The organism is Duganella sp. OV510 (genome assembly GCF_900100205.1).
Taxonomy (GTDB): domain Bacteria; phylum Pseudomonadota; class Gammaproteobacteria; order Burkholderiales; family Burkholderiaceae_D; genus Rugamonas.
Genome location: NZ_FNEQ01000001.1, coordinates 998,117 through 1,011,592, shown reverse-complemented (window position 1 = coordinate 1,011,592; position 13,476 = coordinate 998,117). Strand labels below are relative to the sequence as shown.

The following is a 13,476-nucleotide window of genomic DNA, read 5'->3' as shown; positions in this document are numbered from 1 at the left end:
CTTACAGCGCGGTGCGTAGCGCGAACAGCTCGGGGAACAGCACCACGTCCAGCATCTTGCGCAGGTAGCTGACGCCGGCCGTGCCGCCGGTGCCGGTCTTGAAGCCGATGATGCGCTCGACCGTGGTGACATGGCGGAAGCGCCAGAAGCGGAACGCGGTTTCCATGTCGACCAGCTTTTCCGCCAGCTCGTACAGCGCCCAATAGCGCGTTGGGTCGCCATAGACTTGCAGCCACGCTTGCTGCACTGATTCGTCGGCTGCCGTTGGCAAGGTGGGATCGGCGTTGAGGCGCTCGGCGGAAATCGGCAGGCCGTGGCGGGCCAGCAGCTTGACGGCTTCGTCGTAGATCGACGGCGTGTTCAGCGCTTCTTGCAGCAGCGGGAGTTCCGGCGTGGTGGCGTGCACGTTGAGCAGCGCGGCGTTCTTGTTCCCGAGGATGAATTCAATCTCGCGGTACTGGTAGGACTGGAAGCCGGATGAGGCGCCCAGGTAAGGGCGGATGGCAGTGTATTCCGGCGGCGTCATGGTGGCCAATACGTCCCAGGCGTGCACCAGCTGGTCCATGATGCGTGCCACGCGCGCCAGCATCTTGAAGGCTGGCGGCAGGTCGTCGGCCTGGATGTGCGTGCGCACCGCGCGCATTTCGTGCAGCATCAGTTTCATCCACAGTTCGCTGGTCTGGTGCTGGATGATGAACAGCATTTCATTGTGGTTGGGCGACAGCGGGTGCTGGGCGTGCAGGATCTGGTTCAGGCCCAGATAGTCGCCGTAGCTCATCGCGTTGCTGAAGTCCATTTGCGCGCCGTGCCATTCAGGGTTGGTGTCGGCACCGTGCATCGGGCATTTGTTTTCGCTCATACTGTTTATCTCGTTTTCAGGTCACGGCGTCGCGCTTGGCGTCGATGTTGTAGTCCTTGCGATCCAGGATGTCGCGCAGGATTTCGACAGCGTCCCATACATCAGCATAGCTGGTGTACAGCGGCGTGAAGCCGAAACGCATGATGGCTGGCTCGCGATAATCGCCGATGACGCCGCGTGCGATCAGCGCCGCCATCACCGCGTAGCCGTGCGGATGGGTAAAGCTGACGTGGCTGCCGCGATTGGCGTGTGCGCGCGGCGTGACCAGGCCCAGTGGATGGGCGGCGCAACGGGCTTCCACCAGTTCGATGAACAGATCGGTCAGCGCCAGCGACTTGGCGCGGATCGCCGCCATGCTGGTCTGGTGGTGGACGTCCAGGCCGCATTCGACCAAGGCCAGCGAGACGATCGGCTGGGTGCCGCACAGCGCCCGGGCGATGCCCTCGGCCGGCTGGAAGTCTGGCGCCATGGCGAATGGCGCGGCGTGGCCCCACCAGCCGGACAGCGGCTGGTGGAAATGCGGCTGGTGCTTTTTCGGCACCCAGATGAAAGCCGGTGCACCAGGGCCGCCGTTCAGGTATTTATAGGTGCAGCCCACCGCCAGATCGGCGCCGCCGGCGTGCAGATCGACCGGCACCGCACCGGCCGAGTGGGCCAGGTCCCAGAGGATCAGCGCGCCGTGCTCGTGGGCGAGGGCGCTAGCGGCCTGCATGTCGTATTGGTAGCCGGTGCGGTAATTGACGTGGGTGAGCATGACCACGGCGGTATCGGCGCCGATGGCGGCCGGCAGTTCCTCCGGGCTGTCGATCAGGCGCAGCGTGTAGCCGCGATCCAGCCAGGTGGTCAGGCCCTGGGCCATATAGATGTCGGTCGGGAAGTTCGAGCGTTCGGTGACGATCACGCGGCGGCCGGCATCGGCGGCTTGCATATCCAGCGCGGCGGCCAGCGCCTTGAACAGATTGACCGACGTGGTATCCGTGACAACCACTTCGCCATCGGCGGCACCGATCAGCGGCGCCAGCAGCTTGCCGAGGCGCTTGGGCAGCTCGAACCAGCCGGCAGCGTTCCAGCTGCGGATCAGGTCCTTGCCCCATTCCTGGGCGATCACTTGCTGGGCGCGGGTGAGGGCGGATTTTGGCCGTGCGCCCAAAGAGTTGCCATCCAGATAAATAATGCCGGCTGGCAGATCGAACTGGTCGCGCAAGGAGGCGAGCGGATCTTGCGCGTCGCGCTCCAGGCAGTGATTGCGAGTTGTCATTGTGGATACAAGTTGAGGTCTAAAGCAGCGAGTGTAACCTGAAAAATTGCCCAAAGCGCCGATTTTTCAGCGGCAGTATCCGCCGCAAACCCGCATGAATACTGGACTTGCGCACTTTTTTAAAAATTTTTCGATTTTTTTTCAAAAAAACCCTAAAGTTCCCCTAAACCCTGCCGTTACCGTTCTTAGATGCGCAGGAAACCGTGCATCGACCGGTCGGGCGGGTAGGCAAAAAATTTTTAAATTTTTTTCGTTAAAACCCTAAAGTTCTCCAAAAGACTGCCGTTACCGGTTTAGATGTCGCAAAAAAGAGTCGCTTTGCCGCTTTATTTTTCGATTTAAAGGGATGATTTTTTGAAACTTGTATCCCGCAAGAAACCTACGCCGCAAGGGCGTAGCAGCTGATCTGCGAGTGTTTGTAAGACAAACACCGACAGGTCGCGTCCTCTATTTCCCGACGAAAAATACGGAGAGTATCCTCTACTCGCCCTTTTGTTGCTCAAGCAGAATGTATCTCAACGGAAACGCAAACGTGTTCCGACAGAGAGAAAACGCAAGGAGTGGGAAAATGACCGCAAACGATATGATGGCTGAAATTCGCGACGCCAACCTGAGCTACCTGATGCTGGCTCAGCAGATGATCCGCGCCGATAAAGTCACCGCGATTTTCCGTCTGGGCATCGCTGCTGAAATCGCCGACCTGATCGAAGGCATGAGCAACGCACAAATCCTCAAGCTGGCAGGCGGCAATATGATGCTGGCCCGCTTCCGCTTCGACGACAGCGCCATCCTGTCGATGCTGACCAACTACAATAAAGACCGCGTTCTGGCCCAGTCGCACGCCGCCATCCTGATGGCCGGCCAGCCAGTCGAAGAAATCGTTTAATTGCTGGGAGCGCAGATCATGGCCGCCAAGAAGAGTGTTGTGTCGGAAGCCCAGGAAATTCAGCTGGCCATCGAATTGATCCAGCTGGGCGCCCGCCTGCAACTGCTGGAATCGGAAGTGTCGCTGTCGCGCGAACGCCTGCTCAAGCTGTACAAGGAGCTGAGGGGCGTGTCGCCGCCGAAAGGCATGCTGCCTTTCTCGACCGACTGGTTCCTGACCTGGCAGCCAAATATCCACTCCTCGCTGTTCATCAACATCCACAGCTTCCTGGTGACGCATGCCGGCGCCACCGGTGTCGAAGCGGTGATGAAGGCGTACAAGCTCTACCTGGAGCAAATGCCGCCGGAGCCGGGCGAAGAGCCGCTGCTGTCGCTGACCCGCGCCTGGACGCTGGTGCGCTTCTTCAGCAGCAAGATGCTGGAAACTGCGCCATGCGGCAAGTGCCAGGGCAAGTTCGTGGTCAACGCCATGGACCTGAACGGCAGCTACGTCTGCGGCCTGTGCCACATGCCTTCGCGTGCCGGCAAGACCAAAAAATCGCGCGAAGCCGAGGCAATCGCGGCATAATGCCCGCGTGACTGAAACGTATATCAATTACATTCAACGCATCCTCCGCGCGCCTGCCGTGCGGGCTATGCTGATCCAGTGCGGTGCATTGCCGCTGACCCTGGCCATCCTGTACCTGATGGCCAGTTTCCGTTTACCCACCGATTATCTGACGCTGGCCGTCGTGCAGGGCCTGCTGGCCGCGCTGATCACCTGGAAGCTGGCGCTGGCAGCCTGGTGGCGCGCGATCCAGCTGCTGTTCCCGCTGGCGCTGCTGACCACGCTCGCGCTGCAGCTGCCGTCCTGGCTGTTCGGCGCCGGCTTTTTGCTGCTGCTGGGCTGGTACTGGTCGACCTTCCGCACGCAAGTGCCTTACTACCCGTCCGGGCCGGCCGTGTGGGACGCGGTGCGCCAATTGCTACCGGCGGACAAGCCGCCGCGCGTGGTCGATATCGGCAGCGGCCTTGGCGGCTTTACGCTATACATGGCGCGCGTGCGCCCGGACGCCGAGGCGATCGGTATCGAACTGGCGCCGCTGCCCTGGTTATATAGCTGGCTGCGGGCGCGGCTGACCGGCAGTCGCGCCCGTTTCATGCGCGGCGACTATGAAAATCTTGATTTCCGTCAGTTCGACCTGGTGTTCGCCTACCTGTCGCCAGCTGCCATGCCGGGATTGTGGCGCAAGGCGAGCGCGGAAATGGCTGCTGGTTCGATGCTCGTAAGCTATGAATTTGTCATTGAGGAAAGAACGCCAGATAGCATCATTCGTGCCACAGCAGGAGAGAATCCCCTCTATATATGGTACTTTTAAGCATCATTTGACGTTATTCACTTGCCCCTCGCCCCCTAGTCAGGCTATTGTAGTTCTATATGTAAATTCTTGAAAAAACCGGCCCGCTTAGTCACAATTCGGCCGGTTTTCGCTCTGGGGAGTCAGCACACCTTGTTAGTCATCATCGGATATGTAGTGGTCTGCGTCGGCGTGTTCGGCGGCTACGCCATGAGTGGCGGGCATCTGGCCGCGCTGTTCCAGCCGCTGGAGCTGGTCATGATCGGTGGCGGCGCCTTTGGCGCTTTCCTGGTCGGTAACAACGGCAAGACGCTGAAATCCACGCTGGCTGCGCTGCCGACGCTGTTCAAGGGCTCGCGCTACACCAAAGACCTGTACATGGAGTTGATGTCGCTGCTGTTCGACGTGCTGTCCAAGGTGCGCAAGGAGGGCCTGATGTCGATCGAAGGCGACATCGATAGCCCGGAGCAGAGCCCGCTATTCAGCAAGTACCCAAGCGTGCTGGAAGACCACCACATCGTCGAATTCATGACCGATTACCTGCGCCTGATGGTGTCCGGCAATATGGATGCGTTCCAGATCGAGAACCTGATGGATATCGAAATTGAAACCCACCACCACGAGGGCGCCGCACCCGGGCATGCCATCGCCAGGCTGGGCGACGGCATGCCGGCCTTCGGTATCGTGGCGGCGGTGATGGGCGTGGTGCACACGATGGAATCGGTGGGCCTGCCGCCGGCCGAGCTGGGTATCCTGATCGCTCACGCGCTGGTCGGCACCTTCCTCGGCATCCTGCTGGCTTACGGTTTCGTCGGTCCGCTGGCCAGTCTGCTGGAGCAGAAGCTGGAAGAGTCGACCAAGATGTACCAGTGCGTGAAAGTCACGCTGCTGGCCAGCCTGAACGGCTATGCGCCGGCGTTGGCAGTGGAATTCGGCCGCAAAGTGTTGTACTCGACCGAGCGTCCGTCCTTCAACGAGCTGGAAGACCACATCAAGAAATCCAAATCGAAGTAAGCCATGCTGCGCATACTCTATTGTTTAAGGATGAATCATGGCTGAAGAGGGCCTGCGGCCGATTATCGTCAAGCGCATCAAGAAGCATGGCGGCGGTCACCACGGCGGCGCCTGGAAGATTGCCTACGCCGACTTCGTGACGGCAATGATGGCCTTCTTCCTGCTGATGTGGCTGCTCGGCTCGACCACCAAGGGTGACCTTAACGGCATTTCCGAATACTTCAAGACGCCGCTAAAAGTGGCGATGTCCGGCGGTTCCGGCAGCGGCGACAGCTCCTCGATCCTGAAGGGCGGCGGCAAGGACCTGACCCGCACCGACGGCCAGGTCAAGGCCAGCGACGATCCGCAGGTCAAGAAGACCTATAACCTGACCGCCGCCAAGGCAGCGCTGGAAGCGGAAGAGAACCAGCGCCTGAAAAACCTCAAGGAGCGCATCGAGAACAAGATCGAGGCCAATCCGCTGCTGAAGAAATACAAGGAACAGCTGCTGCTGGACATCACCAGCGAAGGCTTGCGCATCCAGATCGTCGACGAGCAGAACCGTCCGATGTTCGCGCTGGCCAAGGCCGAGCTGCAACCGTACACCAAGGAAATCCTGCACGAGATCGGCTTCGTGCTGAACGATGTGCCCAACCGCATCACCTTGTCCGGCCACACCGACTCGACGCCTTACATGAGCGACGCCGGTTACAGCAACTGGGAATTGTCGGCCGACCGCGCCAACGCCTCGCGCCGCGAGCTGATCGCTGGCGGCATGCAGGATGCCAAGATGCTGCGCGTGGTGGGGCTGGCCTCGGCCATCAACCTCGACAAGGCCGATCCGTTCAATCCGATCAACCGCCGCATCAGCATCGTGGTGATGAACAAGCGCGCCGAAGACAGTGTGCTGCGCGACGGCCGCAAGATCGAGGTTGGCGACGTCGAGGATGCCGGCGAGATCGCACCTGCGGCTGCCGCCCAGGCCAAGCCGGCCGGCCCGCCTGTCCGCAAATAAGCACATAGGCAAATAAGCAAATAAGCAAGCAGAAGTAATCGAGACTGTTATGACGAGAAAAAAAATTCTGGGTTCCCATGTCAAGCGCCTGCTGTCCGGCGTGTCTGACCACGGTCGCCGGCATCTGACCGAAGTCGAGACCGACCTGATCCAGACTGGCCTGCTGCTGGAGGAAGCGATTGAAAAGCTGTCCTTCAACTTCATGGCCATCCACCAGACGGTGGAAGCGGAACAGGCCACCATCCAGCTGCTGCTGGATGGTGGCACCGTCACACCCGAGCAGCGCACCCAGCTGGAGGCGCTGCAAGGCCAGGTCGGCGGCTATGTCAACGCCGCCATCACCAGCCTGCAGTTCCAGGACATGACCAGCCAGCTGCTGGACCGCACACTGAAGCGCGTCACCGGTCTGCGCGAGTTCCTCGGCACGCTGGGCGCGCACGGCGACGAAATGCTGCCGGAGAGCGACAACGAGCAGATTGTCGAACTGCTGGGCAAGGTCAGCATGGCGCTGGCGATACAGAGTCTGGAATTGCGCAGCGTGCTGCGCAAGGCAGTCAGTCAGCAGCACCTGGAAAGCGGCGACATCGAGCTGTTCTAACACCTAAACAACGTGATTTACAAGAGAGAATAAGATGGCCAAGACTATACTTGCAGTTGATGATTCCAGCTCCCTGCGCCAGATGGTTGCCTTCAGCCTCAAGGCTGCCGGCTACCAGGTGGTGGAAGCGGTGGACGGCCAGGAAGGCCTGGAAAAGGCCAAGCTGCAGAACGTCGACCTGGTGCTGACCGACCAGAACATGCCGCGCATGGACGGCCTGCAACTGATCCAGTTGCTGCGCGAGCTGCCCAGCTATGCCAAGACGCCTATCCTGATGCTGACCACCGAATCGTCCGACGAAATGAAAGCCAAGGGCCGCGCCGCCGGCGCCAACGGCTGGCTGGTCAAGCCTTTCGACCCACAGCGGCTTATCGAGGTAGTTAAAAAGGTCATCGGCTGATATAGGGCGCGCAATGATGCGAAGCGAACGTAACGGAGTATCACCATGACCATCGATATAAGCCAGTTTTATCAGGTCTTTTTCGATGAGGCCGAGGAACTGCTGGCTGAAATGGAGCGGCTGCTGCTGGCCGTCAATGTGGAGTCGCCTGACACCGAGGATCTGAACGCGATCTTCCGTACCGCCCATTCGGTCAAGGGCGGCGCGTCGACCTTTGGCGTGACCGACATGAGCGAAATCACGCACGTGCTGGAGACCCTGCTGGACCGTATCCGCAAGGGCGAGATGGCGCTGACCGGCGAACACGTGGACGCCTTCCTGGCCGCCAAGGACATCCTCAAGATGCAGCTGGACGGGCACCGCCTCGGCAGCGAAGTGGACCAGGATGCGGTCGGCAACGTGCGCATGATGCTGCAATCGCTGGCGCAGGATGTGCCGGTGGTGGCGCTGGCGCCCGTTGCGCCGGCCTATAACGCGGTCGAAGCCAAGGTGGTCGATCACAGCGGCGGCCGCCGCTACCGCCTGGAACTGCCGGCCATGGCGCACCGCGAAGTACAGGCGCTGGGCGAGGAGCTGGGTCTGATGGGCCACGTTTCGATCACGCCGCTGGACAAGGACCGCAATGCGATGGTGGTCACCACGCACGAAAGCCTGGATGACATCATCGCCATCTGCTCGTTCGTGCTGAATCCGGACGAGATGCAGGTCACCGAACTGCCGGCGCTGGACGACGCCCAGGCGCAAAAAGAGAAGACCGCGCGCGACCAGGTCGAGGCCGATCTGGGCTATGGCTTCTTCGATACCACCGAACTGAAACCGGCCGGCGCCAGCGGCGAAGGCTATGGCTTCTTCCAGCCGCTGGACGAAATCCGCGCCAACGCCGGCGCCGCCTCCGAGGATGCGCAGGGTTACGGCTTCTTCCAGCCGGTCGAACAGATCCGCGCCGCCGCCGGCATCGTCATCGAGACACCGCCAGCGGAAGAAGAGAAGAAAGTCGCCAAGAAGGAAGAGAAGGAAAAAGAGAAGGCGCCTGCCCACGCCGGCGCCGAATCGGCGTCGATCCGCGTGTCGATCGAGAAGGTCGACCAGCTGATCAACCTGGTCGGCGAACTGGTGATCACACAGGCGATGATCGAGCAGCGCGTCGACACGCTGGACCCGATGGTGCACGAGCGCCTGCTGAACAGCGTCGGCCAGCTGACCCGCAACACCCGCGACCTGCAGGAAGCGGTGATGTCGATCCGCATGATGCCGATGGACTTCGTGTTCTCGCGCTTCCCGCGCATGGTGCGCGACCTGGCGCACAAGCTGGGCAAGAAGGTCGACTTCATCACCAACGGCGCCGCCACCGAGCTGGACAAGGGCCTGATCGAGCGCATCGTCGATCCGCTGACCCACCTGGTGCGCAACTCGATCGACCACGGCATCGAGATGCCGGAGGTGCGCCGCGCCGGCGGCAAGAGCGATGCCGGCCGTTTGTTCCTGTCGGCCTCGCACCAGGGGGGCAACATCATTATCGAAGTCTCGGATGACGGCGGCGGATTGAACCGCGAGCGGATACTGGCCAAGGCGCAGCAGAACGGCCTGGCGGTCAGTGATACCATGAGCGACGCCGAAGTCTGGCAACTGATCTTCGCGCCGGGCTTCTCCACCGCCGATGTGGTCACCGATGTCTCCGGCCGCGGCGTCGGCATGGACGTGGTCAAGCGTAACATCACTGCCATGGGCGGCGTGGTCGACATCCGTTCGGCCAAGGGCTTCGGCACCACCATTTCGATTTCGCTGCCGCTGACGCTGGCGATCCTGGATGGCATGTCGATCCGTGTCGGCGACGAGGTGTACATCCTGCCGCTTGGCTTTGTCATCGAGTCGCTGCAACCGGCGCCGGAAGATGTCAAGGAAATCAGCGGCAAGGGCCGGGTCATCAAGGTGCGCGGCGAATACCTGCCGCTGGTGCCGCTGTACCAGATGTTCGACATCACGCCGCGCTTCAGCGACCCGTGCCAGGGCATCGTCATCATCGTCGAAACCGACGGCCGCAAGGCTGGCCTGTTCGTCGATGAACTGGTCGGCCAGCAGCAGGTGGTGGTCAAGAACCTGGAGTCGAATTACCGCAAGGTGGCTGGCATCTCCGGCGCCACCATCCTTGGCGACGGCGGCGTGTCGCTGATTCTGGACGTCGCTGCACTGATACGCTCGTCGCGCCAACTGGCCGACGAATCGATTTTTTCTTCATAGGGGGCCAAGATGGCAGAGATCCAATCCAACACCGCACACGCCAGCGAGATCGCCGGCCACGAATACCTGGCCTTCAAGCTGGGCGCGGAAGAATACGGCATCGACATCCTGAAAGTGCAGGAGATCCGCGGCTACGAGGCGGTCACCCGCATCGCCAACGCGCCGGAATTCATCAAGGGCGTGATCAACCTGCGCGGTATCATCATTCCGGTGGTCGACATGCGCATCAAGTTCAACCTGGGCGAGCCGGTGTACGACCAGTTCACCGTGGTCATCATCCTCAACATCAATGGCCGCATCGTCGGCATGGTGGTGGACTCCGTGTCCGACGTGACCACGCTGACGCCGGAGCAGGTAAAGCCGGCGCCGGAAATGGGCACCGCCTTCAGCAGCGACTACATGATCGGCCTGGGTACCATCGATGAGCGCATGCTGATCCTGGTGAATATCGACAAGCTGATGTCCAGCCCTGAAATGGGCTTGATGGACCAACTGGCGGCGTAAGACCGCCACCGCCGGCGCCACAGCCCCGCCCCGGTGTTAAAGCAATACGGACGTGCCCCAAAAAGAAGGGCGCGCCGCCACACGACGATAGAGTATAGAAGAGGGGAGTGACACCATGAATTTACGCGATTTCAAAATCGGCGCACGGCTACGCATTGGCTTCGGCATCATCCTGCTGATCCTGGTGGGCATCGTGCTGATGACTAACTACCTGAATTACAGCAACAAGAACAAGCTGACCAAGGGACTGGAAACAGCGACCGCCAAGAACCTGCAAGCGGGCACGATGAAGAGTGCCATGCTGGAAACCGGCATCGCCATGCGGAATATCGGCCTGCAGTCGGACGTCAGCCTGATGCAGAAGGAAGAACAGAAGGTCAAGGACCAACGCGCCCGTTACGACAAGGCGCTGAATGAACTGAAGGCGCAGGGCCTGAATGACAGCGAGAAAAAAGTGCTGACGGAACTGGCGGCGCTGGACGCCGACACCGATGCCGCGTTCAAGGAAGCGATCGGACAGATCCTGGCGTTCAACAGCGAAGGCGGCGCCAAGGTGATTTCCGGCCGCATCGATCCGCTGAACACCCAGACGCTGGCGCTGATCAACAAGCTGGTCGACATGCAGCAGGCCAACGCTGCCGAAGTGATGGACAATTCCGTCACCGCCGATCGCGGCCTGATGCTGGTGCTGTTTGTGCTGGGGGGCGTGGCGGTGGCGCTGGGCGTGGTGTGCGCAACGATTATTACCCGCTCGATCACCGTGCCGCTGTCGGGCGCGGTTGGCGTGGCGCAGAAGGTGGCGTCGGGCGAACTGACTTCGCACGTGCAGGTGGAAGGCAGCGATGAAACCAGCGAACTGCTGCAGGCGTTGAAGGACATGAACGACAGCCTGGCCAAGACGGTGGGCGATGTGCGCACCGGCACCGAGCTGATTTCGACCGCGTCGCAGGAAATCGCCTCGGGCAATGCCGACCTGTCGGCACGCACCGAGTCGCAGGCCAGCTCGCTGGAGGAGACGGCGTCGTCGATGGAAGAATTGACCTCGACCGTCAAGCAGAATGCCGACAATGCGCGCCAGGCCAACCAACTGGCGGTATCGGCATCGTCGGTGGCGGAGAAGGGCGGCAGCGTGGTGTCGCAGGTGGTGCAGACCATGGGTTCGATCACCGAATCGTCGCGCAAGATTGCCGACATTATTTCGGTCATCGACGGCATCGCCTTCCAGACCAATATCCTGGCGCTGAATGCGGCCGTCGAGGCGGCGCGTGCGGGCGAGCAGGGCCGTGGTTTCGCGGTGGTGGCTTCCGAGGTGCGCAATCTGGCGCAGCGCTCGGCCGGCGCCGCCAAGGAAATCAAGGAGCTGATTACCGATTCGGTGGAGAAAGTCGACGCTGGCAGCAAACTGGTGGATGAAGCTGGCCAGACCATGGATCTGATCGTTACGTCGATCCGCCAGGTGACCGATATCATGGGCGAGATCACCGCCGCCACGCAGGAACAGAGCAACGGCATCGAGGAAGTCAATACGGCGATCTCGCAGATGGATGAGATGACGCAGCAGAATGCGGCGCTGGTGGAGCAGGCGGCAGCAGCGGCGGAAAGCATGCAGGAGCAGGCGGAATTCCTGTCGCAGGCGGTCAGCATCTTCAAGCTGTCGCATGATGCGGCGGTGCGCCAGGCTGCGCCGGCGCCGCGCCGCGCGGTGACGGCCAAGCCGGCCGCAGCCGCCGCGCCAGCGATTGCCGCGCCGCGCCCGGCAGCGACCAAGCCTTCGCCAAAGCCGGCCGCAGCGAAGAAATCCACGCCGGCGTCCTCGGGCGCCGACGAATGGGAAGAGTTTTAAGCCGTCGCACCGGCGTTTGCCGGTGCGACGTGGCATATTTAGAAACACGCATCAAAAAGGATTCAACATATGCCGCAATCAAAAGACACCGTCAAAGAATTTGACTTCAACGCCCGCGATTTCGAGCGGGTGCGTGGCCTGATCTACAAGCGCGCCGGCATCTCGCTGGCGGACAGCAAGCAGGAGATGGTCTACAGCCGCCTGGCGCGCCGCCTGCGCGCCACCGGCATCGACTCGTTCGCCAAATACCTGGACGAGCTGGAAGCCGGCCGCCTCGGCGAGGAGTGGGAGTCGTTCACCAACGCGCTGACCACCAACCTGACCTCGTTCTTCCGCGAAGCCCACCACTTCCCGCTACTGGCCGACCACGTCAAGGGCAAGCGCGAGCCGCTGACCATCTGGTGCTCCGCCAGCTCCACCGGCGAGGAACCCTACTCGATCGCCATGACCGTCTGCGAAGCGTTCAACACGCTGACGCCCAACGTGCAGATTGTCGCTACCGACATCGATACCAATGTGCTGGCCACCGCCGCCAACGGCGTCTACGGCATGGACCGTCTCGACAAGATGTCGCCCGAGCGCCAGCGCCGCTTTTTCCTCAAAGGCAAGGGCGACCGCGAAGGCATGGCCCGTGTCCGGCCGGAATTGCGTAATATGATAACGTTCAAGCAGTTGAACTTGCTGGCGGACAGCTGGCCGATCAGTGGCCAGTTCGACGCCATCTTCTGCCGCAACGTGATGATTTACTTCGACAAGGCGACCCAGCGCAAGATCCTGGCGCGCTTCGTGCCGCTGATGAAGCCGGATGCCCTGCTGTTTGCCGGGCACTCGGAGAATTTCCTGTATGTCTCGGAGTCGTTGAAACTGCGCGGCAAGACCGTCTACGAACTGGACGATAGCTCGGCCGCCCGTAAAGCACCGCCGCACCGCACCTGAGAGAAAACATGGACCTCGAACAATTTGCCACCAACGTCTATTACGACCGGACGTTTGACTGTCAGGCCGCCAAGATCCTGCCTGGTGAGTATTACCACACCAACAAGGACATGCTGATCGTCACCGTGCTCGGCTCCTGCGTGTCGGCCTGCATCCGCGACCGCACCACCGGCCTGGGCGGCATGAACCACTTCATGCTGCCGGACGGCGGCGGCGACAACGGCAGCCCGGTGTCGGCTTCGGCGCGCTATGGCACGTATGCGATGGAAATCCTGATCAATGACCTGCTGAAGGCCGGCGCCAAGCGCGAGAACCTGGAAGCCAAGGTATTCGGCGGCGGCGCCGTGCTGAAGGGCTTTACCGCGATCAACGTCGGCGAACGCAATGCCGCCTTTGTGCTGAATTTTTTGAAAGTGGAACGGATCAGGGTGGTGGCGGAAGACCTGAATGACATCTACCCGCGCAAGGTGTATTTCTTCCCGCGCACCGGCAAGGTGCTGGTCAAGAAGCTGATGCAAAGCCACAATGACACCCTGGTCAAGCGCGAAATCGAATACGCCAGCCGCCTCAAGGTGGCACCGGTGGGCGGCGAGATCGATCTGTTTTAAAT

The 13,476-nt window shown here is 61.1% G+C and carries 14 protein-coding genes; 12 read left to right on the top strand and 2 right to left on the bottom strand.

Annotated features, from left to right (window positions below; genetic code table 11):
• Position 1: 1 nt before the first annotated feature.
• Positions 2–859 (bottom strand): tryptophan 2,3-dioxygenase, encoded by an 858-nt coding sequence (gene kynA / locus BLS51_RS04710; RefSeq protein ID WP_090177476.1) that lies wholly within the window; start codon positions 857–859, stop codon positions 2–4.
• A 16-nt stretch (positions 860–875) separates the two neighbouring features.
• The gene (gene kynU / locus BLS51_RS04705; protein ID WP_090177479.1) at positions 876–2,117 is read right to left on the bottom strand and encodes a kynureninase; all 1,242 of its coding nucleotides are present in this window, start codon (positions 2,115–2,117) and stop codon (positions 876–878) included.
• 568 nt (positions 2,118–2,685) lie between these two features.
• On the opposite strand from kynU, the gene flhD reads away from it, so the two are divergent.
• The 12 genes from flhD to cheD all read left to right on the top strand — a co-directional run bounded on the left by flhD (position 2,686) and on the right by cheD (position 13,474).
• Complete coding sequence (gene flhD / locus BLS51_RS04700; protein ID WP_090177486.1) at positions 2,686–3,003, top strand: flagellar transcriptional regulator FlhD; 318 nt, start codon at positions 2,686–2,688, stop codon at positions 3,001–3,003.
• An 18-nt stretch (positions 3,004–3,021) separates the two neighbouring features.
• Positions 3,022–3,570 carry a flagellar transcriptional regulator FlhC gene (flhC, locus tag BLS51_RS04695; protein ID WP_090180617.1) on the top strand — a complete coding sequence of 183 codons (549 nt, stop codon included), beginning with the start codon at positions 3,022–3,024 and terminating at the stop codon, positions 3,568–3,570.
• Between the two features lie 67 nt (positions 3,571–3,637).
• Positions 3,638–4,360 carry a class I SAM-dependent methyltransferase gene (locus tag BLS51_RS04690; protein WP_090177489.1) on the top strand — a complete coding sequence of 241 codons (723 nt, stop codon included), beginning with the start codon at positions 3,638–3,640 and terminating at the stop codon, positions 4,358–4,360.
• A gap of 132 nt (positions 4,361–4,492) precedes the next feature.
• A complete protein-coding gene (gene motA / locus BLS51_RS04685) occupies positions 4,493–5,353 on the top strand; it encodes a flagellar motor stator protein MotA (RefSeq protein ID WP_090177493.1) in 861 nt (286 codons plus the stop codon).
• 37 nt (positions 5,354–5,390) lie between these two features.
• Positions 5,391–6,347: a flagellar motor protein MotB gene (gene motB / locus BLS51_RS04680; RefSeq protein WP_090177496.1), complete on the top strand. Its 957-nt coding sequence runs from the start codon at positions 5,391–5,393 to the stop codon at positions 6,345–6,347.
• 49 nt (positions 6,348–6,396) lie between these two features.
• On the top strand, positions 6,397–6,945 hold the full coding sequence (locus BLS51_RS04675) for a chemotaxis protein (protein WP_090177500.1): 549 nt from the start codon (positions 6,397–6,399) through the stop codon (positions 6,943–6,945).
• Between the two features lie 34 nt (positions 6,946–6,979).
• Positions 6,980–7,345, top strand: coding sequence for a response regulator (locus BLS51_RS04670; protein WP_090177503.1), 366 nt, complete (start codon positions 6,980–6,982; stop codon positions 7,343–7,345).
• Between the two features lie 45 nt (positions 7,346–7,390).
• A complete protein-coding gene (cheA, locus tag BLS51_RS04665) occupies positions 7,391–9,583 on the top strand; it encodes a chemotaxis protein CheA (protein ID WP_090177505.1) in 2,193 nt (730 codons plus the stop codon).
• 9 nt (positions 9,584–9,592) lie between these two features.
• Positions 9,593–10,087: a chemotaxis protein CheW gene (locus BLS51_RS04660; RefSeq protein WP_090177508.1), complete on the top strand. Its 495-nt coding sequence runs from the start codon at positions 9,593–9,595 to the stop codon at positions 10,085–10,087.
• Between the two features lie 115 nt (positions 10,088–10,202).
• Positions 10,203–11,930 carry a methyl-accepting chemotaxis protein gene (locus tag BLS51_RS04655; RefSeq protein WP_090177511.1) on the top strand — a complete coding sequence of 576 codons (1,728 nt, stop codon included), beginning with the start codon at positions 10,203–10,205 and terminating at the stop codon, positions 11,928–11,930.
• A gap of 69 nt (positions 11,931–11,999) precedes the next feature.
• Complete coding sequence (locus tag BLS51_RS04650; RefSeq protein WP_090177514.1) at positions 12,000–12,866, top strand: CheR family methyltransferase; 867 nt, start codon at positions 12,000–12,002, stop codon at positions 12,864–12,866.
• Positions 12,867–12,874: 8 nt separating this feature from the next.
• Complete coding sequence (gene cheD / locus BLS51_RS04645; protein ID WP_090177518.1) at positions 12,875–13,474, top strand: chemoreceptor glutamine deamidase CheD; 600 nt, start codon at positions 12,875–12,877, stop codon at positions 13,472–13,474.
• Positions 13,475–13,476: the final 2 nt, after the last annotated feature.

Bases quoted from the DNA above. Each gene is read 5' to 3' on its own strand.
- BLS51_RS04660 (WP_090177508.1), top strand. From the start codon at position 9,593: ATGGCAGAGATCCAATCCAACACCGCACACGCCAGCGAGATCGCCGGC.
- cheD (WP_090177518.1), top strand. From the start codon at position 12,875: ATGGACCTCGAACAATTTGCCACCAACGTCTATTACGACCGGACGTTT.
- flhD (WP_090177486.1), top strand. From the start codon at position 2,686: ATGACCGCAAACGATATGATGGCTGAAATTCGCGACGCCAACCTGAGC.
- kynA (WP_090177476.1), bottom strand. From the start codon at position 859: ATGAGCGAAAACAAATGCCCGATGCACGGTGCCGACACCAACCCTGAA.
- BLS51_RS04690 (WP_090177489.1), top strand. From the start codon at position 3,638: ATGCTGATCCAGTGCGGTGCATTGCCGCTGACCCTGGCCATCCTGTAC.
- motB (WP_090177496.1), top strand. From the start codon at position 5,391: ATGGCTGAAGAGGGCCTGCGGCCGATTATCGTCAAGCGCATCAAGAAG.
- cheA (WP_090177505.1), top strand. From the start codon at position 7,391: ATGACCATCGATATAAGCCAGTTTTATCAGGTCTTTTTCGATGAGGCC.
- flhC (WP_090180617.1), top strand. From the start codon at position 3,022: ATGGCCGCCAAGAAGAGTGTTGTGTCGGAAGCCCAGGAAATTCAGCTG.
- BLS51_RS04670 (WP_090177503.1), top strand. From the start codon at position 6,980: ATGGCCAAGACTATACTTGCAGTTGATGATTCCAGCTCCCTGCGCCAG.
- BLS51_RS04675 (WP_090177500.1), top strand. From the start codon at position 6,397: ATGACGAGAAAAAAAATTCTGGGTTCCCATGTCAAGCGCCTGCTGTCC.
- BLS51_RS04655 (WP_090177511.1), top strand. From the start codon at position 10,203: ATGAATTTACGCGATTTCAAAATCGGCGCACGGCTACGCATTGGCTTC.
- kynU (WP_090177479.1), bottom strand. From the start codon at position 2,117: ATGACAACTCGCAATCACTGCCTGGAGCGCGACGCGCAAGATCCGCTC.
- BLS51_RS04650 (WP_090177514.1), top strand. From the start codon at position 12,000: ATGCCGCAATCAAAAGACACCGTCAAAGAATTTGACTTCAACGCCCGC.